At 67.9% G+C, this 21,367-nt stretch carries 16 protein-coding genes; 12 read left to right on the forward strand and 4 right to left on the reverse strand.

What is annotated here, in order from left to right; genetic code table 11:
- Positions 1-21: 21 nt before the first annotated feature.
- Genes D573_RS0105170 through D573_RS0105205 form a run of 8 tightly spaced genes read left to right on the forward strand, consistent with a single transcriptional unit; the run spans position 22 to position 7,321 of the window.
- Positions 22-585 (forward strand): Na+/H+ antiporter subunit E, encoded by a 564-nt coding sequence (locus D573_RS0105170; RefSeq protein WP_018649845.1) that lies wholly within the window; start codon positions 22-24, stop codon positions 583-585.
- Positions 582-908, forward strand: a complete 327-nt coding sequence (locus D573_RS0105175) for a monovalent cation/H+ antiporter complex subunit F (protein ID WP_018177035.1) — start codon at positions 582-584, stop codon at positions 906-908. Before D573_RS0105170 ends, D573_RS0105175 begins: the two co-directional genes overlap by 4 nt.
- The gene (locus D573_RS0105180) at positions 898-1,194 is read left to right on the forward strand and encodes a monovalent cation/H(+) antiporter subunit G (RefSeq protein WP_018144325.1); all 297 of its coding nucleotides are present in this window, start codon (positions 898-900) and stop codon (positions 1,192-1,194) included. The genes D573_RS0105175 and D573_RS0105180 overlap by 11 nt, the downstream gene beginning before the upstream one ends.
- On the forward strand, positions 1,191-2,186 hold the full coding sequence (locus D573_RS0105185; RefSeq protein WP_018937820.1) for a hydrogenase subunit MbhD domain-containing protein: 996 nt from the start codon (positions 1,191-1,193) through the stop codon (positions 2,184-2,186). Before D573_RS0105180 ends, D573_RS0105185 begins: the two co-directional genes overlap by 4 nt.
- Complete coding sequence (locus tag D573_RS0105190) at positions 2,183-2,605, forward strand: cation:proton antiporter subunit C (RefSeq protein WP_018649842.1); 423 nt, start codon at positions 2,183-2,185, stop codon at positions 2,603-2,605. Before D573_RS0105185 ends, D573_RS0105190 begins: the two co-directional genes overlap by 4 nt.
- Positions 2,602-4,086 carry a complex I subunit 5 family protein gene (locus D573_RS0105195; RefSeq protein ID WP_018937821.1) on the forward strand — a complete coding sequence of 495 codons (1,485 nt, stop codon included), beginning with the start codon at positions 2,602-2,604 and terminating at the stop codon, positions 4,084-4,086. Before D573_RS0105190 ends, D573_RS0105195 begins: the two co-directional genes overlap by 4 nt.
- Positions 4,086-5,606: a complex I subunit 5 family protein gene (locus D573_RS0105200; RefSeq protein WP_018937822.1), complete on the forward strand. Its 1,521-nt coding sequence runs from the start codon at positions 4,086-4,088 to the stop codon at positions 5,604-5,606. The genes D573_RS0105195 and D573_RS0105200 overlap by 1 nt, the downstream gene beginning before the upstream one ends.
- Complete coding sequence (locus D573_RS0105205) at positions 5,603-7,321, forward strand: complex I subunit 5 family protein (protein ID WP_018937823.1); 1,719 nt, start codon at positions 5,603-5,605, stop codon at positions 7,319-7,321. The genes D573_RS0105200 and D573_RS0105205 overlap by 4 nt, the downstream gene beginning before the upstream one ends.
- Positions 7,322-7,409: 88 nt before the next feature.
- On the opposite strand, the gene D573_RS0105210 is transcribed toward D573_RS0105205, so the two are convergent.
- On the reverse strand, positions 7,410-8,315 hold the full coding sequence (locus tag D573_RS0105210; RefSeq protein WP_018168614.1) for an alpha/beta hydrolase: 906 nt from the start codon (positions 8,313-8,315) through the stop codon (positions 7,410-7,412).
- Positions 8,316-8,472: 157 nt separating this feature from the next.
- Here D573_RS0105210 and D573_RS0105215 point away from each other — a divergent pair, with 157 nt between their 5' ends.
- Positions 8,473-11,181 carry a cation-transporting P-type ATPase gene (locus D573_RS0105215; RefSeq protein ID WP_018937824.1) on the forward strand — a complete coding sequence of 903 codons (2,709 nt, stop codon included), beginning with the start codon at positions 8,473-8,475 and terminating at the stop codon, positions 11,179-11,181.
- Between the two features lie 61 nt (positions 11,182-11,242).
- Here the strand turns inward: D573_RS0105215 and D573_RS0105220 are convergent, their stop codons facing one another.
- Positions 11,243-13,270 carry a sensor domain-containing diguanylate cyclase gene (locus tag D573_RS0105220; protein ID WP_018939177.1) on the reverse strand — a complete coding sequence of 676 codons (2,028 nt, stop codon included), beginning with the start codon at positions 13,268-13,270 and terminating at the stop codon, positions 11,243-11,245.
- 40 nt (positions 13,271-13,310) lie between these two features.
- Entirely contained in the window at positions 13,311-13,958 is a 648-nt protein-coding gene (locus D573_RS0105225; protein ID WP_018937826.1) for a biliverdin-producing heme oxygenase, read from the reverse strand.
- A gap of 368 nt (positions 13,959-14,326) precedes the next feature.
- Between D573_RS0105225 and ettA the strand changes: the two genes are divergently transcribed.
- Positions 14,327-15,994 (forward strand): energy-dependent translational throttle protein EttA, encoded by a 1,668-nt coding sequence (gene ettA, locus D573_RS0105230; RefSeq protein ID WP_018937827.1) that lies wholly within the window; start codon positions 14,327-14,329, stop codon positions 15,992-15,994.
- A 112-nt stretch (positions 15,995-16,106) separates the two neighbouring features.
- Here ettA and D573_RS0105235 read toward each other — a convergent pair whose 3' ends face one another.
- Positions 16,107-16,421, reverse strand: a complete 315-nt coding sequence (locus D573_RS0105235; RefSeq protein WP_018937828.1) for a hypothetical protein — start codon at positions 16,419-16,421, stop codon at positions 16,107-16,109.
- 439 nt (positions 16,422-16,860) lie between these two features.
- Here D573_RS0105235 and treY point away from each other — a divergent pair, with 439 nt between their 5' ends.
- Positions 16,861-19,584: a malto-oligosyltrehalose synthase gene (treY, locus tag D573_RS0105240; protein ID WP_018937829.1), complete on the forward strand. Its 2,724-nt coding sequence runs from the start codon at positions 16,861-16,863 to the stop codon at positions 19,582-19,584.
- Positions 19,581-21,365: a malto-oligosyltrehalose trehalohydrolase gene (treZ, locus tag D573_RS0105245; RefSeq protein WP_018937830.1), complete on the forward strand. Its 1,785-nt coding sequence runs from the start codon at positions 19,581-19,583 to the stop codon at positions 21,363-21,365. The genes treY and treZ overlap by 4 nt, the downstream gene beginning before the upstream one ends.
- Positions 21,366-21,367: the final 2 nt, after the last annotated feature.

Genomic DNA, 21,367 nt, shown 5'->3' on the forward strand with positions numbered 1-21,367 from the left:
CCTCCGCCAGTCAGCGACTCGATGACGCCCGCGTCTCGCTCCTCGCAACCGAACCCCGGCTTCCCGGGACGCGCGCGGTCACGTGGCAGGCGGGCGATCGGGACTGCGGCCGCGGCCGCGCTGCTGTGGTGGGTACTCGCGGGCCACGAGGCCCTGCTGGAACCGCTGGCCCTGCTGGCGATCGTTCTGGCCGGTAGCGCCAGCCTGCTGCTGCCGACCGGCCGGCCGCTCCCGTTACGCCTGCGTGCCCTGCCCGGCCTGCTGGGCTTTTTTCTTCGCAACTCGTTTCTGGGCGGCCTGGATGTCGCGCGCCGCGCCCTGGATCCGCGCCTGCCAATCCATCCGGCGTTCGTCACCTACCGAACCGAACTGGCCCATGGGCCGCCGCTGACCCTGTTCATGGCGGTCATTAGCCTGTTGCCCGGCACGCTCAGCATTCGGCTGGAGGGCCGGTTGTTGACCCTGCATGTGCTGGATCGCGACGCCGACACCCGGGCGGCGCTGATCGCTCTGGAACGACGCATCCGGGCCGCCTTCCGCGACCCGCGTGACCACCGCGACAAACGCAACGGGCAAACCTCGTGAGCGTCTTCTACCTGGCCGCGGCGCTGTTCCTGCTGGGCACCATCCTGCTGGGTCTCGTTCGGGTACTGCGCGGGCCGGGTTCCGGGGACCGGATGCTGGCCGCGCAACTATTCGGCACCACCGGGGTGACGATCCTGCTGCTGCTGTCGCTGGCACTGGAGGAATCCGCCCTGGTGGATGTGGCGCTGGTCTTTGCGCTGCTGGCGGTGGTCGCCGCCGTGGCCTTCGTCCGCCAGCACGGCCTGCCGGAACCGCCGGATACCCCGACCCACCGCCAGCATCCCGAGTCCACGGAATCAAGGGAGTCGAACGATGATCGCTAATACCCTGACCGTACTCCTGGTCCTGGCCGGGCTTGTGTTCTTTGCCGCCGGCACCGCCGGGCTGCTGCGCTTTCCGGACGTCTACTCGCGCCTGCATGCGTTGACCAAGGCCGACAACGTCGGGCTCGGGCTGGTGGTACTCGGACTGATGTTCCAGGCCAGCGGTCCGGCGGACATCCTCAAGCTGCTGCTGATCTGGCTTCTGGTCCTGGCCGCGGGGACCACCGCCGCGCACATGGTGGCGCAACGAACCTGGACCCACGGGGAGTTCGAGTCGGATCGATGAACGGGCTGCTGGTCCTCTTCGATCTGGCCCTGCTGGCCGGCATCGTCGGGGTGGCCTGGCGCTGCCTGGCGAGTACCGACCTGTTCCGGGCCGTGGTGCTGTTCATTACCTTCGGATTGCTGCTGGCGCTGGCCTGGGTGCGGCTGGAGGCCCCGGACATCGCGCTCGCCGAGGCCGCGATCGGCGCGGGCATCACCGGGGCCCTGCTTCTGGTCACGCTGGAACGCCTGCGCAGCATCATGGCGGAACGTCGCAGTGGCCGCCCGCATACGCCCCCGCCCGACCCCACCGGGCCGCATGCCCTGCTGCGGGCGCTGCACGACCCACCGCCCGAACGCCGGACCTTTATCCCCGCGCTGAGCTTTGCCCTGGTGGTCGGTGGACTGCTGGTCACGGCGCTGTGGCACCAGCCGCATTCCACCGGGCTGGAACCGGTAGTGGATGCGCACATGGACGTCTCGGGCGTCGATCACCCGATCACCGCAGTGCTGCTGAACTTCCGCGCCTACGACACCTTCCTCGAGCTGGCGATCGTGCTGATCGCGCTGCTCGGCGCATGGTCCCTTGGGCGACATGACCTGATCCCGGCGCGCCCGGCCCCGGGCCCGATCCTGCCCGGTACCCTGCGCCTGCTGGTCCCGGTGGCGATCGTCACCGGGATCTACGTGCTGTGGGCCGGGGGCCACGCCCCCGGCGGGGCCTTCCAGGCCGGGGCCATCCTCGGCGCGGCCGGAATCCTGCTGGTCCTGGCGCGACCGCACCAGCTGCCAATGGCGCCGGGGGTGCCACTGCGCCTGGGCATAACCGCCGGCGTCGCCCTGTTCCTGCTGGTGGGGCTGTACGGCCTCGTGGCCGGACACGGCTTTCTCGGCTATGCGGACGCCTGGGCCTACCCGCTGATCCTCCTGATCGAGATCGCGGCGACGCTGTCCATCGCACTGGCCCTGGTGGCCCTGTTCGTGGCCGGGCGCCCGTCCGGGGACGACGCATGAACGGCCTGGCCGAAACGCTGGCCCACACGCTGGCACCGGGCCTGTTGTACCCCACCGCTGGCGCCATCCTGTTTGCCCTGGGGCTGTACGGGCTGATCCGCCGGCACCATCTGGTCCTGCGCATCCTGGCCCTGAACATCATGGGCTCGGGCGTGTTCATGGTGCTGCTGGGTGTGGCCGCCCGCGGCGAGGGCCCGCCGGACCCGGTGGCGCAGGCCCTGACCCTGACCGGCATCGTGGTCGCGGTCAGCGCGACCGCCTTCGCCCTGGCTTTGGTGGTGCACCTGACGCGGCTGACGGGCCATGCAGTGATGCTCCCCGGGCCACCGGACGACGACGCCCCGGTGGAAGACATCTCGCGCGGAGAACATCACGCCGACGGCGGCCCCGCCGCCTCGGACGAGGATCGGCCCTCGTGACCCCGGCAAATGCCGAGTGGCTCCCGGCGGCGATCGCCGGGCTGGTCGCGCTGTCACTGGTAGTGGCCGTATTGGCGACGGCCTGGCCGCGCCAGGCCCATCGCGTCGGCCTGCTGGGGGCGCTCGCGATCACGGCCTGGGTGCTCGGTCTGAGCGCGCTGTTCCTGAACGCCGGACCGGATCCGGAGGCCGCCGCGACGCGGGTGGCTCTGGGGGGCTGGGAGGCGCCACTGGGCCTGATGCTGCATCTGGACGGGCTGTCCATGACCCTGCTGGTGCTGACGGCCGTCGTGGGGCTTGCGACCAGCCTCTATAGCCTGGGCTATGTGCATGATCGCATCGAGCGGCGCCAATTCTGGCCCTTGTGGCTCTGGCTGTGGGCCGGCCTGAACATGCTGTTTCTCTCCGGCGATGCCTTCAACCTGTACATCACGCTGGAGGTGGTCTCGCTGTCGGCAGTGGCATTGGTCGCCTTCACCGGAACGGCCGCCGCGGTCTCCGGCGCGGTGCGCTATCTGCTGGTCAACATCCTCGGCTCGCTGAGCTTCCTGATGGGGGTGGTGCTGCTGTTCGGGGAGCACGGGGTCCTCGATCTGGTGCTGCTGGAGGCGCGCACCGAGGCGGGCCCGACCGAGCGCATGGCGGCCGTGCTGATGACCGCCGGGCTGATGCTGAAGGCCGCGCTGTTCCCGCTGCATGTCTGGCTGGCGCCGGCCCACGGGTCGGCCCCGGCGCCGGTCAGCGCGGTGCTCTCCGGGCTGGTGGTCACCGGGTCGTTCTACCTGATCCTGCGTCTGTGGATGGGCGTGTTCGCCCCGCTGGCCACCCCGGCCTTCGGCATCCTCGTCGGGATGCTGGGCGTGGCGGCGCTGGTCTGGGGCTCGCTGCAGGCCCTGCGCGCCGGGCGCCTCAAATCGATTGTGGCCTATTCCACCGTCGCCCAGTTCGGTTATCTGCTGATCGCCTTCCCGCTGATGCTGGTGGACCCGGGCGCCTGGCGGGTGGTGGTGTTCTTCGCGGTCGTCCACGCGCTGGCCAAGGCCTCGGTCTTCCTCGCGGCGGGCACGCTGCAGCACGCCGCCGGGCATGATCGGCTGGCCGACCTGGGCGATGTACTGCGGGCGCGGCCGCGCACGGTCTTCGCCCTGGGGCTGGCCGGCGTCAGCCTGATGGGGCTGCCGTTCACCGGCGGATTCATCGCCAAGTACCTGCTCCTGGAGGCCGGCCTGGGCACGGTCCTGGCCGGTAGCGTCATCGGCGTGCTGTGGGTGCTGGCGATCGCCGGCGGCGGCCTGCTCGCGGCGGCCTACATATTCCGGATGGTGGCCCCGGCCTTTCACCGCGGACACGAAGATGCCGGCGAGGCGGTCTCGCCGTGGATGGACTGGGTACCGCTGGGCCTGGCGACTGTCGCGGCGCTCGCCGGGCTGGCCGGGACGCTGACCCTCAACACGCTCGCGCTGACGCCGGGGGCCCCCTGATGGACGGCGGCTGGCTGCTGCTCGCGATCCTGTTCAGCTCCCTCGGGCCGGGGATCGCGATCTTTTTTCTGCCCGAGCATCGCCAGGGCCTGCGTACCGCGCTGAACCTGGGTGGCGCCGGCACCAAGCTGGCACTGGTCGGAGTCCTGCTGGCCGGGGTGCTGCGCGGCGACGAATACCGCTTCAGCCTGCCGCTGATGCCGGGCATCGACCTGGTCCTGGCCGCCGATGCGTTGTCGCTGCTGTTCGCGAGTCTTTCGGCCGTGCTGTGGTTCGTGACCACCGTCTACGCGATCGGCTACCTGGAGGGTTCGCCCCGGCGCAGCCGCTTCTTCGGGTTTTTCTCCTTGTGCGTCAGTGCGACGGTCGGCATTGCCCTGTCCGGCAACCTGATCACCTTCCTGATCTTCTACGAGATCCTGACGCTGGCGACCTGGCCGCTGGTGGTCCATCGCGGTACGCCGGCGGCGCTGCGGGCCGGACGGCTCTATCTCGCCTACACGCTGACCAGCGGACTGGTGCTGTTCACGGCGATTGTCTGGCTCACGCTCCTGGCCGGAGCCGAGGGCTTCACCCCGGGCGGGTACCTGGACGGTCTCGCGGAGACGCACGCGACCACCCTCCAGATCCTGTTCGTGCTGCTGATGATCGGCTTCGGGGTAAAGGCGGCGCTGGTGCCGCTGCATTCGTGGCTGCCCATCGCGATGGTCGCGCCGGCGCCGGTGAGCGCGCTGCTGCACGCCGTGGCCGTGGTCAAGGCCGGCGCCTTCGGCATCATCCGCGTCGTCAACGACGTCTATGGAACCGAGCTGGCCATCGAACTGGGCCTGACCGCCGGGCTTTTGGTGGTGGCGGCGATCACCATTGTCTACGGTTCCATCCAGGCCCTGCGCACGGACGACCTGAAACAGCGCCTGGCCTTCTCCACCATCAGCCAGGTTTCCTACATCATCCTCGGCGTGGCGCTGGCCGGGCCGCTGGGGATCATCGGCGGACTGGTGCACCTGGTGCACCAGGGCATCACCAAAATCACCCTGTTCTTCTGCGCCGGCAACTTCGCCGAGACCCTCGGCATCCACCGCATCAGCGAGCTCGACGGGGTCGGCCGGCGCATGCCGCTGACCATGCTCGCCTTCACCCTCGGGGCGCTGGGCATGATCGGCCTGCCACCGCTGGCAGGATTCGTGACCAAGTGGCACCTGGGGCTGGGGGCGCTGGAGGCCGGCATGCCCTGGGTGCTGGGCGTGCTGGTCCTCAGCAGCCTGCTGAACGCCGCCTATTTCCTGCCGCCGGTAATCCGTGGCTGGCTCGGTGAGCGCCGCGAGCCGTGGCATGAACCGCTGCACGCACATGCCGGGCCGACCCGCTTCGAGACCCACTGGATGCTGCTGTTTCCGGTGGTCTTCACCGCTGCCCTGGGCCTCCTGGTGGGACTCTTCGCCGGGCTGGGGCTGAGCCCGCTGGGCTGGGTCAGCCTGATCGTGCGGCGCGACTATTCGCTGCCGGAGTTCGGGCTGTGAGCAGCATCCTCCTGCTCGCCGTCCCACTGCTGCCGTTACTGCTGGCGGTATTTATCGGCCTGCGCCCGGGGCAGGCGCGGCTGAACCGCCTGGTCCCCTGGGCCGCGCTCCCCGGGCTGCTGCTCGCCGCCCTGGCCCCGACCGGGCTGGAGGCGACCTTCGATAGCCTGCTGATGGGGACCCACCTGGCCGTCGACCCAACCGGGCGGGCGTTTCTGGCCCTGACTGCAGGCCTTTGGCTGGCAGCCGGACTATTCGCCCTCGGCGAGCGGCGTGACGACGCCCGGCGCGAGCGCTTTTACGTGTTCTGGCTGCTGGCCCTGGCCGGGAATCTGGGCCTGGTCCTCGCGCAGGACGCGGCATCGTTCTACCTGTTTTTCTCCCTGATGAGCCTCTCCGCCTACGGGCTGGTGGTCCACTCCGGAAAGCCGGAGGCGTGGCGCGCCGGGCGGGTGTACCTGATCCTCGCGGTACTGGGCGAGGTCCTGCTGCTCGCGGGCCTGCTCCTGGCCGTCCACGCCGCAGGGCAATCCAGCCTGGCGGCGGTGGCAGCCGCCCGCCCCGAGGGCTTGGCGCTCGCACTGCTGGTCGTAGGCCTGGGGATCAAGGCCGGCATGCTGCCGCTGCACTTCTGGCTGCCTCTGGCCCACCCGGCGGCCCCCGTACCGGCCAGCGCCGTGTTGTCCGGGGCGATGATCAAGGCCGGGCTGCTGGGCTGGATGCGGTTGCTGCCGCTCGACGCCACCGGGCATGCAGTGCTGGGCGAGACCCTGGTCCTGCTGGGCCTGGCAGCGGCCTTCCTCGGGGTCCTGGTGGGCGTCCTGCAGGTACGACCGAAGACCATCCTCGCCTACTCCAGCATCTCGCAGATGGGGCTGATGACGGTCGGCATTGGCCTGGCCCTGTTGCTGCCGGAGGCGCGCGGTTGGCTACTGGCCGCTGTCACGCTGTACGCCGTTCACCACGGCCTGGCGAAGGGCGCGCTGTTCCTGACGGCCGGGATGCAGAACCAGTGGCCGGGTACGCCCCTGGCCCGGGCCGCGTTTGCCCTGTTCACCCTGTTGCCGGCCCTGGCCCTGGCCGGGCTGCCGTTCACCAGCGGCGCGCTGGCCAAGAACACGCTAAAGGGCCCGCTGGCCCCCGACGCCCTGCCCGGCTGGCTGGCCCATACGGAGTTGCTGCTGACCCTCGCCGCGGCAGGCACCACCGTGCTGCTGCTGCGTTTCCTGTGGTGCTGGCAGGCCGGGCTGCAGGCACCCGCCAACGGACTTGACCGGCACCGGTGGTGGGCCTGGGGCGCACTTGCACTGACGGGGTTGTTGCTCCCGTTCGGGGTCCTGGCCGTCGGGCCCGGCGGCCTGCCCGTCGAGCCTCGGGACCTCTATGGCCTGGCCCTGCTGTGGCCGATCGCCCTCGGGCTCGTCCTCGCCGGCATCGCCTACCAGCTGATCCGTGACGGCGAGACCCCGCGCGTGCCGGAGGGCGATCTGGCCGCCCTGGCCGAGGCCGCCTGGAGCGGCGCCCGGCGTACACACCGAAACCTGGCCCTGCCACCACCCCGGCCGCGCCGGATGCCGGCACGCCTCCGGCTACTGCGCCTGAAACTGCGCCAGCGCCTGGAAGACGCCGAACGCGTCCTGACCCGATGGGAGACCATCGGGTTGCTGTTCTCCGCCGCGATGCTCGGGCTCTACCTGACGCTGCTGGTCGGATAGCCCCTAACACGGGCACGAAAAAGGCCGGCCCGGGGAATTCCCGGGCCGGCCTTGCACTAGCGCCGACTTGTTCTTGAGGGCTTACCGATCAGTTCTGATCGATGAAGTCCGCGGTGAAATCGGCCACGTCATCCGCGAAGAAGTCGCGGAAGAAGTGATCGGCACCGTCCACGGTCATCAGGGTGATGTCGCCGCTGTCCTTCACCGCCTCGACCTTCTGCGGAAGATCCGGGACCACGTCGTCCTCGGAGCCCACGATCACCAGCGTCGGGATCTGCATCCCGCGGATCACCGAGGGGGTGTCGTTCTGGCGAGTCGGTTCGTAGTAGCCAAGGAAGGCGCGCGGGGTCACGTCCAGCTCCTCGCAATAGAGGAAGCGCACGTCCTCCATCAGGGTCTCTTCCTGGTTCATGCGCTGCAGTTCGCGGGCACGATCCAGCATCACCTGCAGCGGCAGGCCGCTTTGCTCCTCGAAATCCGCCGCAGCCTCATCCTCGTCAAAGGTGGAAGCCGCCACCAGCACCAGGGCGCGGATGCCGTCCGGGTCGTGCTCGGTCAGGTAGCGGGCGACCTGATTGGCCCCACGGGAGTGCCCGAACAGGGTGACCGGGCCGTAGCCTTCGTCCTGCAGCCACTCGTGCCACAGGCTGACCTCCTGCAGGTGATCGTCGACCCCGTGACGCACCGGGGCGTCACACTCGAACATCCCTTCACGTGCATCGATCCCATAGCTCAGGTTGATCGACAGGGAGTTCAATCCGTGCTCGGCCAGCAGGTCCTGGACCCCCGCCATCACCTCCATGCGCCCGTGCGCCAGGGTGCCGTGCAGCATCAGCACCACACCATCGGAGGGGCTCGCCCCCATGCCTTCCTTCATATGCCCGACCAGGGTCAAATCATCGTGTTCCAGCGTGACCTTCTCCGCGGCTTGAGCGGCCGGGGCCACCAACAATGCTGCGGCCGCAAGGGCGGCCGTGGCGATCCAACGGGACATGGGGAACCTCCTGGGTGGTTAGCGTGATCCAATAGACTCAGTAGCGGTGGGAAAATTCCGCCCGAACGCGTGGGCGTAGTCCTGACAGCGCGGCCTGCGCAGCGCATGATAGGCAAATCTGGAACGGCCCCGCCGCCGCCACCTTGACGGTAGACGCATGAGCAATCGTGACCCATCCCTCGACTGGCACGCCCTGAAGACCGACGAGGTCCTCAAGCGCCTGGAGGTGGACGAGCACGGGCTCAAGTCTCCGGATGCCGAACATAGGCTGCAGGACGTCGGCCCCAATCGCCTGCCGGAAACCGCACGCACCGGACCCATCCGGCGTTTCCTGCTGCAGTTTCACAACGTGCTGATCTACGTACTGATCGCCGCGGCCATCGGCACCGCTTTCCTCGGGCACTGGCTGGATACCGGCGTGATCCTGGGGGTGGTACTGATCAACGCGATCATCGGCCACATCCAGGAGGGCAAGGCGGAGAAGGCGCTGGACGCGATCCGCCAGATGCTCTCGCCGAAGGCGCAGGTGCTGCGCGACGGCCAGCGCCGGAGTATCCCTGCGGAAGAGCTGGTCCCCGGCGACATCGTCTACCTGCAGGCGGGAGACCGCGTCCCGGCGGACCTGCGCCTGACCGGGGCGCACAACATGCGCATCGACGAGGCCGCGCTGACCGGCGAATCGGTCGCCAGCGAGAAGCAGACCGCCCCGGTGGAGCCAGAGGCCGATCTCGGCGACCGCGTCTCTATGGCGTATTCAGGCACACTCGTCGCCTTCGGCCAGGGGCGCGGCGTGGTGATCGGCACCGGGGCCGATACCGAGATCGGCCGCATCTCCACCATGATCGGCGAGGTGGAGACCCTGACGACGCCGCTGCTGCGCCAGATCGCGCAGTTCGGCCGCTGGCTGTCGGTGGCGATCGGCATACTGGCCGCGGCCACCTTCGCCTTTGGCTTCTGGGTGCGCGACTACGACCTGGTGGAGACCTTCCTCGCGGCGGTCAGCCTCGCAGTCGCGGCGATCCCCGAGGGCCTGCCGGCGATCATGACCATCACCCTGGCGATCGGGGTACAGCGCATGGCCGCGCGCCACGCGATCATCCGCCGCCTGCCCGCGGTGGAGACCCTCGGCTCGGTCACCACCATCTGCTCGGACAAGACCGGCACCCTGACCCGCAACGAGATGACGGTGAAGAGCATCGTCACCACCGCGGCGGAGTACGAGCTGACCGGGGTGGGCTACGAGCCGCACGGCGGGATTACCCGCGACGGCCAGGAGGCCGATCCGGAATCCGACCCGCTGCTCGCGGAGATCCTGCGCGGCATCCTCCTGTGCAACGATGCCGAGGTCTACCCGAAGGACGACGCCTGGACCATGGAGGGTGACCCCACCGAGGGGGCCCTGATCACCGCGGCGATGAAGGGCGGGCTGGACCCGAAGCTCGTGAACAAGGAATTTGTGCGCGACGACGTGATCCCGTTCGAATCGTCCTACAAGTTCATGGCCACCCTGCACCACGATCATGAGGGTCACGCCTTCCTCTTCCTCAAGGGCGCGCCAGAACGCGTGCTGTCCCTGTGCAGCCACCAGCGCACTAAAGATGAGGATGAACCGCTGGACTCCGAACACTGGCAACAGTGGATGGATGATGTCGCCGCCCGTGGTCAGCGCCTGCTCGCTCTCGCTACCCGGCGCATGGAAGGGCACCGTCGAGAGCTCGAGTTTGGCGACATCGAGAACGGGGGGCTCACCCTGGTCGCTGTCTGCGGAATCATCGACCCGCCGCGTGAAGAGGCGATCGAAGCGGTGGCTCACTGTCAGGGAGCCGGGATCCGCGTGAAGATGATCACCGGCGATCACGGCGTCACCGCACGGGCGATCGCCGACGAACTGGGCATCAACACCAAAGGCGGTGTGGTGGTCGGCCACGAACTGGACAACACCTCGGACGATGACCTCAAGGCGATAGTCCAGCGCGTCGACGTATTCGCCCGTACCACACCGGAGCACAAACTACGCCTCGTGCGCGCGATTCAGAGCCACGGCGACGTGGTGGCCATGACCGGTGACGGCGTAAACGACTCCCCTGCACTCAAACGCGCCGATGTTGGTGTGGCCATGGGGCTGAAGGGCACCGAGGCCGCACGCGAGGCCTCCGCAATGGTACTGGCCGACGACAACTTCGTCTCCATCGCCAATGCGGTCGAAGAAGGCCGAACTGTCTACGACAACCTGAAAAAGGCGATCATGTTCCTGCTGCCCAGCAACGGGGGGCTGGCCTTCACGATCGTCGCTGCCATTTTGCTGGGTCTGACCCTGCCGCTAACTCCGGTGCAGGTGCTATGGGTCAACATGGTCAGCGCAGTTACCCTCGGCTTGGCGCTGGCCTTCGAACCTACCGAGCCGGGCGTCATGCAACGCCCTCCTCGCCCGCCCAATTCGCCTATCTTGTCCGGCTTCCTGCTCTGGCGCGTCAGTTTCGTGTCCACCCTGCTGGTCGCCGGCGCCTTTGGCCACTTCCTGTGGCTGGAGCAGCAGGGGGCGGAACACGAGTTCGCCCGCACGGTGGCCATCAACACCCTGGTGATGGGGCAGCTGTTCTTCATGCTTACCAGCCGTTCTCTTCTGGCGCCTGCTCTCAGCCATGCAAGCCTCGTCGCCAGCCGACCGGCCCTGGTCGCAATCGGGATCCTGATCGTACTGCAGAGCCTCTTTACCTACGCCCCGCCACTGCAGCTGCTGTTCGGCACCACCGCCATCGGCCTGGAGGAATGGGGCCGCATCCTCGTGTTCGGGATCGTCCTGTTCACCTTCGTCGAGCTGGAAAAGGCCTTCCTGCGCCGCCGCGGCTTCAACCCGCACCAGTAAACCCAGGCGCTGCGCAGGAACGCCATAACCACGAGAAATCCGATCTGGAGGGATTGCGGCTTCAACCCGCGCTGACTTCGATCCGGTTGCGCCCGCCCTCCTTGGCGGCATACAGACCCAGATCAGCGCGCTTGACGATGTCGCGGCGCTGATCTCCCTCCCGGTATACCGACACGCCGAAACTGGCGGTCACACTGCCGTAGTCACGGACCTCCAGGCCCGCGATCGCCGCGCGCAGCCGTTCTGCCAGGCGGGTTGCACCCTCGAGACCGGTGTTGGCAGCCAGTACGATGAACTCTTCACCCCCCCAGCGACCCGCAAGATCAGCGTCGCGCATGAAGGTCGAGACGGTCCGTGCCACCGTCACCAGCACTTCGTCACCGGCATCGTGACCCCAGGTATCGTTGAAGCGCTTGAAGTGGTCGATATCGAACATGACCAGTGCGCAAGGCCGGCCGTAGCGTTCCGCCACGGCAACCTCCTGGTCAATCGCTTCCTCCATGCGGTAGCGGTTCCACAGGCCGGTGAGATGGTCACGGGTAGCCAGACGCTCGAGACGCTGATTGAGCTGACTGATCTCGCCGGCTGCGATCAGCACGGCCAGATCGCTGGCCAGGTCGGTCGCCGCACGCAGTTCGACCGAGAGCCAGCGGGCACTTTGTCCGCGCACGGTTTCCTTCCAGGAAGCGAAACTCTCGCGCGGTGACAATCGGCCGCTTTGCCGGTCGATGGTCTTTTCCGGGTTGCCGGCCCAGATACGGGTTTCGGCCTTCTCCGACCGGAAGAACAGCAGCCAGGCGTGACGTGCATTCCGGATCGGCAACGGTACCGCCAGCAAGCCCGCGGCCCGGGCGGGCTGGCAGAACGCCCCCAGCCCGGTCCGGCCGAGCTCGCTTGACGACCAGGCCAGTTCGCCGGTGCGATGCTTGTTCAACCAGGCGACAATGCCATTGATCGACTCGGCATCCGGCACAGTGCCCACGCCGGCGCTCTGATCGCCGGCGGCCAGCACTGCACCACTCGCCCGGAACACCTGGAGCCAGTCCTTGCCGTGTCGCTCCAGCAGTTCTTCCGGCTCGGGAAACTCGCCCCGCTCGTCGACCAGGACGTCGCGGCTTTCATTGGCGCGCTGAATCAGCACGGCGTCGTCGCGGGCCTGTATCAGTTCCAGCTGGAAACAGGCCGTCTGCACCATGGCGCGCAGGGCATCACGTAGCGCCGGCGACAGGATGTTGGGCGAAGCCGCGTGGCAGGCCAGCAGTCCCCACAGCCGACCATCCAGATGCAGTGCAATCGACATCGAGGCGACCACGCCCATGTTGGCCAGATAGGTGACGTGGATCGGCGCGACCGCGCGCAGGATGCCGCGCGACAGGTCCAGGGCGGAATCATCGGCCGGGTCGCTTTCGGGGACGAGCGGCACGGCTGCGGCCGATGCATCCGGGATGTCACGCACGTGCTTGATGCTGTAGAGCTGACGCACCTGGGCCGGTATGTCGCTGGCGGGAAAGTGGTGGCCGAGGTAGCTATCGGCCCCGGCGGACAGACTTTCGGCGACAACGCTGCCGTTCCAGTCCTCGTCGAACCGATAGATCATCACCCGATCGTAGCCGGCCAGTTCGCGCACCAGGGCGGTGAGCGCCCGCAGCAGCCCGTCACGGGTCGTATGACCGGACAGCTCCGTCTGCCAGTCGGCCATGGCGCCAAACAGCCAGCGCTCGGGATTGCCGGAAATCGGTTCGAGTTCGGCCACCACTCGCGCACCGCTGCGATACGAGAGCAGACGAAACCGCTGTGACCGGCCGCGGATCCGCAGCGACACGATCATCGCACCGTAACGGTTCGGGGACTCAAGCTGGGTGCGGATCTGATCGAGCCAGCGGCGCGTGAACAGCCGCTCGGGTGTCATGGCCAACGCATCCGCCACCCGCACACCGAGGATGGATTCGAGGTTGGCGCTAACCTGGCGAACCTCCTGGAGCTGCTCGTCCATGGCAATCAGCGCACCATGCGGCTGAATCGCTCCCGGGATATGCACCGGCTCGCGCTCGCAAGCCTCGAGCGCGGCGTCCAGTTCCGGCTCGTCCATATCCTTCATCTCCTTCGCGGAGTGACAGCGGGCAGTGAATTTATCGCATTTCGACAGCGCGTTCCCTGCTGTCGAAAGCATCCAACTCGGCCTGGTAGTCGGCGAACGCCTCTCGGGCGCCCGCTACAGCCTGCTCGAGAGCATCATCGACTTCCAGCTCGCGCTCGAGCGTCGCCAGCAAGCGACCAAAGTCGTCGGGCACGATGGTCTCGCCGAAAAAACGGCAAGGCACCGTATCGCCCAGGCTGGAATGGATGCACCGGGCAATCACCGCACTGCCCTGACGCGATCCCTCCAGCACGTAAACCCGGCCCCACCAGGCTGCACGTCCACCCGAAAGGTCCGGCGGCGTCTGCGAGACCGGAGGGACGGGCTGGCCCAACTCGACCAGGTCCGCTTCCAGTCGCGCGAGACGTGGTGACAGCTCGAATCCCGACTCCGCATGATGGCGGCTTGCATGAACCCGCCGCTCCAGTCGGGCATGCGGTCGGCACATCGCCGCAAGCGATTCCGCGTACTGCTCGCGGGTAAGCGCGCGACCGGTCAGCTGCTGCATCAACCGGTGCTGATCCAGCGCCTTGTGCGCGGGCGCCGTGCCTCTGCGCAAGGCCTGGTGTGCGCGCCCCCGGTGATACCTTCTCATTGCATGAATGGTAGCAGCTTGCGCCGAGCCTGTGCCGTCCAGCATTCCGAGTACTGGGGCTTTCGCGCCGATATTCCTCGAGCCCCGGCTTGATACCTCCGGGTCCAGTCCCGGATGGCAGAAAGGAGACCCAGTCGCATGGGGCACCGTCGCAGGGCCGCTGCGCTCCCCGATTCATGGGACGACCCGAGCTTTCCAGGGCGGCCCAGCCCCCCCACCCGCTCGTTGAACGGCTTGATCGCTTCATTCGACACACACCTACCCGGATCGCGGAGTTGCGGGGACCGCCCGCGGTGGACCCTGGCAGTCCGCGAGACACGCCCCTGACCCCCTTGGGATGGTAAAGTGCCGACCCAGCGCGGGCCACGAGTGGCCGGCCCCCTCATCCAAACCGAATTCGTCGCAGGAGCACCATGGCGCAGTACATCTTCACCATGAACGGCGTGGGCAAGATCGTCCCGCCGAAGAAGTACATCCTCAAGGACATCAACCTGAATTTCTTCCCGGGCGCCAAGATTGGCGTGCTGGGCTACAACGGCGCGGGCAAATCCACCCTGCTGCGCATCATGGCAGGCGTGGATACCGACATTGTCGGCGAGGCGCGCCCGCAGCCGGGCATCAACATCGGCTACCTGCCGCAGGAGCCGCAGCTCGACGAGAGCAAGGACGTGCGCGGCAACGTGGAAGAGGCCGTGGCGCCGGTCAAGGAGGCCCTGGCCGAGCTGGATCAGGTATACGCCGCCTATGCCGAGCCGGATGCGGACTTTGATGCCCTGGCCGCCAAGCAGGGCGAGCTGGAGGCGAAGATCGAGGCCGCTGACGGCCACAACCTCGAGCGCAAGCTGGAGGTCGCCGCCGACGCCCTGCGCCTGCCGCCGTGGGATGCCGACGTAAAGACCCTGTCCGGCGGTGAGCGCCGGCGCGTGGCGCTTTGCCGGCTGCTGCTGTCCAGCCCGGACATGCTGATCCTCGACGAGCCGACCAACCACCTGGACGCCGAGTCCGTCGCCTGGCTCGAGCGCTTCCTGCAGGAGTTCCAGGGCACCGTGGTCGCGGTCACCCATGACCGCTACTTCCTCGACAACGTCGCCGGCTGGATCCTCGAGCTCGACCGTGGCCAGGGCATCCCGTTCCAGGGCAACTACTCGCAGTGGCTGGAGCAGAAGGAAAAACGCCTGAAGCAGGAAGAAAAGGCCGAGGCCGCGCGCGTGAAGGCCATGGAATCCGAACTCGAGTGGGTGCGCTCCAACCCGAAGGGCCGCGGCGCCAAGAGTAAGGCCCGCCTGAAGCGCTTCGAAGAGATCGCCTCCACCGACTACCAGAAACGCTCCGAGACCAAGGAAATCTACATCCCGCCGGGCCCGCGACTGGGCGACAAGGTGCTGGAGGTCGAGAACCTGTCCAAGCACTTCGGCGACCGCGTGCTCTACCAGGGCCTGTCGTTTTCCGTGCCGCGCGGCGCGCTGATCGGCGTGATCGGGCCGAATGGCGTGGGCAAGACCACGCTGTTCCGGATGATCGCCGGGCAGGACCAGCCGGACGAAGGGACCATCGAGCTGGGCGAGACCGTGCAGCTGGCCTATGTCGACCAGAGCCGCGATGCCCTGCAGGACGAGAAGACCGTCTGGGAGGAGATCTCCAACGGCCAGGACATCATCCAGGTCGGCAACTTCCAGATGCCGTCGCGCGCCTACGTCGGCCGCTTCAATTTCAAGGGCACCGACCAGCAAAAGCGCATGAAGGATCTCTCCGGCGGGGAACGCAACCGCGTGCACCTGGCCAAGCTGCTGCAAAGCGGCGGCAACTTCCTGCTGCTCGACGAACCGACCAACGACCTCGACGTGGAGACCCTGCGCGCGCTGGAAGAGGCATTGCTGGACTTCCCCGGCTCCGTGATCGTGATCTCGCATGATCGCTGGTTCCTGGACCGCATCGCCACGCACATCCTCGCGTTCGAGGAAGACGGCAACGTGGTGTTCTTCGACGGCAACTACCAGGAGTACGAGGAAGACCGCCACAAGCGCCTGGGCGCCGCGGCCGACCAGCCGCACCGGGTCAAATACAAGCGACTCGCCTCCTGACCTACCCCCCGAAGGCCCGGCACCCGCCGGGCCTTCGCCTTTCCGCGTCCCGGAAGACCTCTATCCGTGCACAGGCAGGACCCATTTCATTGGCGCGCGGCTGGACTCGAGACTACGGGCCCTGCGGGCGGGTCTGCTCCACGAATTCCGTGGTAAACGCTTCCAGCTCCGCATCTTCGATCAGCCCTTCGCGCCGCATGCACGTGAACTGATACAGGGCCTTCGAGCGGGCATGGCCATCGAATATGAACGCAAGCCGCTCGTTCGCTTCGTTCAACTGCTGATAGAGGTCCAGAAAGCGTTCGTGATTCGACTGGTCTTCCTGTTCCATTGTCGCCCGGCAATTGGCGAGGGCTCGCTCGCAGTAACGATCCAGCGCGGTCTCCTTCAGCCGGCTGAACCGTTTCCAGTCCGATTCCTTGATCATTTCGGCCGCCTCCTGAAATTCGACACCCAAGGTGGTCAAGCGGGTGCGTGCTCAACAGGCCCAAAATGATGCAGCGAAAGCGATTGTCCAGCCAAACTTGCCGACGCTCGCAGGTCGCCGTCAGTCGTCCGGTGACCGGGTCGCGGCCCCGGCCGCGTGCGCATTCCCGGAAACCCGCGCAATGGAAAACCACGAGACCAGACAAGCGGGCAGGGCCCGCGCTCGACGCACACGGGAGCTCCGTCGAATGGGTGGGCATGCCGGAAGCTTACCCATTACCCCGCGAGGCTCCTGCCTCCTGGTCATGCAGTCCGTCCCGACGGCGGTGCCCCGGTTCTGGTCACGCGCCGGCGATGCGCATTCCCTTCGTTCGGGATGTGGTCCATATTCGGGTTAGGGGCCGGATTGTCCGGCCGGGCTGCCTTCGGGGCGGAGGGCGATGCAGGGATCCATCGGCAGTACAGGAAGCGCGGGTTCCGCGGACGGCCGCGACGGGCAACCGGCCCAACCCGAGCGAATCGCGACGTGTCGCCTGCAGCTGCACGCGGGGTTCACGCTGGACGACGCGGCCGCGATTGTTCCCTATCTCGCGCGGCTGGGCGTTTCGCATGTCTATCTTTCGCCAATCCTGCAGGCGGTGCGCGGCAGCAGCCACGGCTACGACGTGGTCGACCCCTCGCGCGTCAACGAAGAGCTTGGCGGCGAACCGGCACGGCAGCGCCTGTGCGCGGCACTGGATGCCGCCGGGATGGGCCTGGTACTGGACATCGTGCCCAATCACATGGCGGTGGCCGGGGACCAGAACCCGTGGTGGTGGGATGTTCTGGAAAACGGCCCCGCCAGCCCGTTTGCGACGTATTTCGACGTGGACTGGGAGTCCTCGGAGGAGCGCTGGCCGAACAAGGTCCTGCTCCCGGTGCTGGGCGATCATTACGGCCGCGTCCTCGAGGCGGGCGAGATCCGCCTGCAATATGGCACCGGGCTGTTCGACCTCGCCTATTATGAACACCGCTTCCCGCTGGACCCCTCTTCGCTCAACGAGCTGCTCGACCATGCCTGTCGCGCCACCGGTATCGAGCTGCTGGGCTTTCTCGCGGAATCCTGTGCCCGCCTGCCACAGCCGCATCTGATCGCACACCATTCGGTGCAACGGCGCCACCGCGACCAGGACGTGATCCGCCAGCTTCTGGACGACACGACCCGCCAGGACCCGGCGGCCGCCGAGGCAATCGCGGCCGAGGTCGAGCGGATCAACGCCGACCCCGACGCCCTGGACGCGCTGATCGACAAGCAGAACTACCGGCTGGCCTGGTGGCGCACCGCCGGCCGCGACCTTGGCTACCGGCGGTTTTTCGACATCAACGACCTGGCCGGGCTGCGTCAGGAGAAGGAGGAGGTCTTCCAGGCCGTGCATGCGTTGCCGGTCCGCTGGGTGGCGGAAGGCTCGGTGCACGGCCTGCGGGTCGACCATCCGGACGGTCTGCGCGACCCCGGGCAGTACTTCAACCAGTTGCATCGCGCCTGTCCGGACATCTGGATCGTCGCCGAGAAGATCCTCGAGCCCGGCGAACAGCTGCCGGGCGACTGGCCGATCGCCGGCACCACCGGCTACGACTTCCTCAACCGCGTGCAGGGGCTGTTCGCGGACCCGGCCGGCGAGGCCCCGCTGACGCGGCTGTTCGAGGAGCTCACCGGCGAGGGATCCGACTACCCGGGACTGGTCTACGAATCCAAGCGACAGGTACTCAAGGACCTGCTCGGCAGCGAACTCAACCGCCTGAGCTCGCTGTTCGTGGATATCTGCGAACGCCACCGCCGCCACCGCGACTACACCCGCCATGAGCTGTACCTCGCCCTGCTGGAGGCGGCGGCCTGCTTCCCGGTCTACCGCACCTACGTCACCCCACGCGAAGGCGGCGTGACGGACGCCGACGTCGGCTGTGTGGAGACCGCGACCCAGCAGGCCGCCGAGCGCCGCCCGGAGCTGGACAGCGAGCTGCTGCAGTTCCTGCGCAACCTGCTCCTGCTGCGCATCCCCGGCGAGCGCGAGACCGAGTTCGCCCTGCGCTTCCAGCAGCTGACAGGCCCGGCGATGGCCAAGGGCGTGGAGGATACCGCGCTGTACCGCTTCCACCGCCTGACGGCACTCAACGAGGTGGGTGGCGACCCGGGAAGCTTCGGGTTGTCGGTGGACGAATTCCACGAGGCCAGCGCCCGGGCCCGGGCCCGCCACCCGGAGGCGATGCTGGCCACGTCGACCCATGACACCAAGCGCAGCGAGGACGTACGCGCCCGCCTGCTGCTGCTCTCCGAGATGCCGGAGGCCTGGGCCAGGAGCGTGCGTCGCTGGATGCGTCACAACGCCCGCCACCGCAGTGGCGGGTGGCCGGACCCGGCCACCGAGTACCTGTACTACCAGACGCTGGTCGGTGCCTGGCCGATCGACGCCGAGCGCATGACGGCCTACATGGAAAAGGCCACCCGCGAGGCCAAGCAGCACACCAGCTGGACCCATCCGCAGGAGGACTACGAGCAGGCCCTGCGCGATTTCGTGGCCGGCACCCTGGATGACCCGGGGTTTCGCGAATCGCTGGAGTCGTTCCTGCAGCCGCTGGTCGGCCCCGGCCGCACCAACAGCCTGGCACAGACCCTGATCAAGCTCACCGCCCCGGGCATCCCGGACATCTACCAGGGCAGCGAGCTGTGGGACCTGAGCCTGGTCGACCCGGACAACCGCCGCCCGGTGGACTTCGACACGCGGACCCGCCTGCTGGAGGAACTCGCGCACCACTCGCCAGCGCAGATCAACGCCCGCGCCGACGAGGGACTGCCCAAGCAGTGGGTAGTGCACCAGGCCCTGGCCCTGCGCCGCCGCCACCCGGAGTGGTTCCGTCCGGATGCGGCCTGTACCCCGCTGCGCGCCAGCGGCGAACGTGCCGGGCACGCGGTCGCCTACCTGCGCGGCGAAGGGGCGCTGGTGCTGGTGCCGCGCCTGACACTCGGGCTGGCGGGCGACTGGGGCGGCACCCGGCTTGCGGTACCACACGGCACCTGGCACAACCGCCTGTCCGGCGCGACGCTGCGAGGCGGTGACTACCCGGTCGCGGAGATCCTCGATGCGTTTCCGGTGGCCCTGCTCGAACGCGAGGAGGCCACGTCATGACCACCGTTAGCGTGTGGGCCCCCGAGGCGCATCAGGTCGAACTGGAGTGCGGTGGCAGCCGCATGCCAATGGACCGCCGCGCGGACGGCTGGTGGTCGCTGCAGACCTCGCGGGTGGTGCACGGCAGCGACTATGCCTTCCGCGTCGACGGCAACGGCCCGTTCCCCGACCCGCGCTCCGCCTGGCAGCCGCAGGGCGTGCACGGCCCGTCGCGCTGGCTGGAGCATTCCCGCTTCGTCTGGAACGACGCCGGCTGGCAGGCGCCGCCGCTGGCCGCGGCGGTGATCCAGGAGATCCACGTCGGCACTTTTACCCCGGAAGGCAGCTTCGACGGCGTGATCGACCGCCTCGATCACCTGGTCGACCTCGGCATCACCCACCTGGAGCTGATGCCGGTGGCGGCATTCCCCGGCGAGCGCGGCTGGGGCTACGACGGGGTCGACCTGTACGCACCGCACCACGCCTACGGGGGCCCCGATGGCCTGAAACGGCTGGTGGATGCCTGCCACCGCCGCGGCATCGCGGTGCTGCTGGACGTGGTCTACAACCACCTCGGACCGGATGGCAACTACCTGGCGCAGTTCGGCCCCTATTTCACCGACCACTACCAAACCCCCTGGGGCGACGCGGTGAACCTCGACGGCCCCGACAGTGACCCCGTGCGCCGTTTCTTCATCGACAACGCCCTGATGTGGTTGCGCGACTACCACCTCGACGGCCTGCGCATCGACGCGGTACACGCGATTGTCGATACCTCGGCCACCCATTTCCTGGAGCAACTCGCCGCCGAGGTGCAGCGCCTGGGGCGGGCGCTCGGGCGGCATCTGGTGGTGATCGCGGAGAACGACCGTAACGACCCGCGCGTGGCGCGGCCGGTAGAGGCCGGCGGCTACGGGCTGGACGCGCAGTGGAACGAGGACTTCCATCACGCACTGCATGCCCTGCTGACCAGGGAATCCGACGGGTACTACGCGGACTTCGGACGCCTCGCGGATGTCGCCCGGGCGCTGACGCGAGGCCTCGTCTATGACGGGCGCTACTCCCACTATCGCCGGCGTACCCACGGGCGACCGGCCTCCGACCTGCCCGGCCGGCGTTTCATCGGTTGCCTGCAAAACCACGACCAGGTTGGCAATCGGGCCCTGGGAGACCGAATCAGTGAAGGCGTCTCGCCGGGACTACTGAAGATTGGAGCGGCCCTGGTGATGACCAGTCCCTTCGTGCCCATGCTGTTCCAGGGGGAGGAATGGGCGGCCGCGACGCCGTTTTTGTATTTCACCGATCACCCGGACGCCGACCTGGGGCGCGCGGTGACCGAAGGCCGCCAGCGCGAGTTCGCGGCCTTCGGCCGGGGCACCGATCCCGGCAACGTCCCGGACCCGCAATCCATCGAGACCTTCGAACAATCCCGCCTGGACTGGGACGAGCTCGAACGCGAGCCGCATGCCGACATCTTGCAGTGGTACCGGGCCCTGATCGCCCTGAGGCATGCCCACTCGGCGTTCGGCGACGACCGTCTGGAGGCGATCGAGGCGCATTTCGACGAGGCGGCACGCTGGTTGATCGTGCACCGGTCGGGACTGCGGGTGGTGTGCAACCTGCACCCTGCCCCGCAACGGCTGGCGTGCCCGGGCGCCGCGGCCGGTCACCTCCTGCTCCAGTCCGATACAGGTATCGTGGTGGGTCCGGACACCCTGGAGCTGCCCGGCGAGTCCGTCGTGATCCTGGACGCGCCTGCCCCCTCCTGCCTGCCCGGCCAACCGTCCATGTCAAAGGAGTGATC

It is taken from the genome of Thioalkalivibrio sp. AKL9 (assembly GCF_000377825.1).
Classification (GTDB): domain Bacteria; phylum Pseudomonadota; class Gammaproteobacteria; order Ectothiorhodospirales; family Ectothiorhodospiraceae; genus Thioalkalivibrio; species Thioalkalivibrio versutus.

Coding starts and splice junctions, on each gene's coding strand:
- D573_RS0105170 (WP_018649845.1), top strand. CDS start 22: ATGACGCCCGCGTCTCGCTCCTCGCAACCGAACCCCGGCTTCCCGGGA.
- D573_RS0105180 (WP_018144325.1), top strand. CDS start 898: ATGATCGCTAATACCCTGACCGTACTCCTGGTCCTGGCCGGGCTTGTG.
- D573_RS0105185 (WP_018937820.1), top strand. CDS start 1,191: ATGAACGGGCTGCTGGTCCTCTTCGATCTGGCCCTGCTGGCCGGCATC.
- D573_RS0105190 (WP_018649842.1), top strand. CDS start 2,183: ATGAACGGCCTGGCCGAAACGCTGGCCCACACGCTGGCACCGGGCCTG.
- D573_RS0105200 (WP_018937822.1), top strand. CDS start 4,086: ATGGACGGCGGCTGGCTGCTGCTCGCGATCCTGTTCAGCTCCCTCGGG.
- D573_RS0105210 (WP_018168614.1), bottom strand. CDS start 8,315: ATGTCCCGTTGGATCGCCACGGCCGCCCTTGCGGCCGCAGCATTGTTG.
- D573_RS0105215 (WP_018937824.1), top strand. CDS start 8,473: ATGAGCAATCGTGACCCATCCCTCGACTGGCACGCCCTGAAGACCGAC.
- D573_RS0105220 (WP_018939177.1), bottom strand. CDS start 13,270: ATGGACGAGCCGGAACTGGACGCCGCGCTCGAGGCTTGCGAGCGCGAG.
- D573_RS0105225 (WP_018937826.1), bottom strand. CDS start 13,958: ATGCTGGACGGCACAGGCTCGGCGCAAGCTGCTACCATTCATGCAATG.
- ettA (WP_018937827.1), top strand. CDS start 14,327: ATGGCGCAGTACATCTTCACCATGAACGGCGTGGGCAAGATCGTCCCG.
- D573_RS0105235 (WP_018937828.1), bottom strand. CDS start 16,421: ATGATCAAGGAATCGGACTGGAAACGGTTCAGCCGGCTGAAGGAGACC.
- treY (WP_018937829.1), top strand. CDS start 16,861: ATGCAGGGATCCATCGGCAGTACAGGAAGCGCGGGTTCCGCGGACGGC.
- treZ (WP_018937830.1), top strand. CDS start 19,581: ATGACCACCGTTAGCGTGTGGGCCCCCGAGGCGCATCAGGTCGAACTG.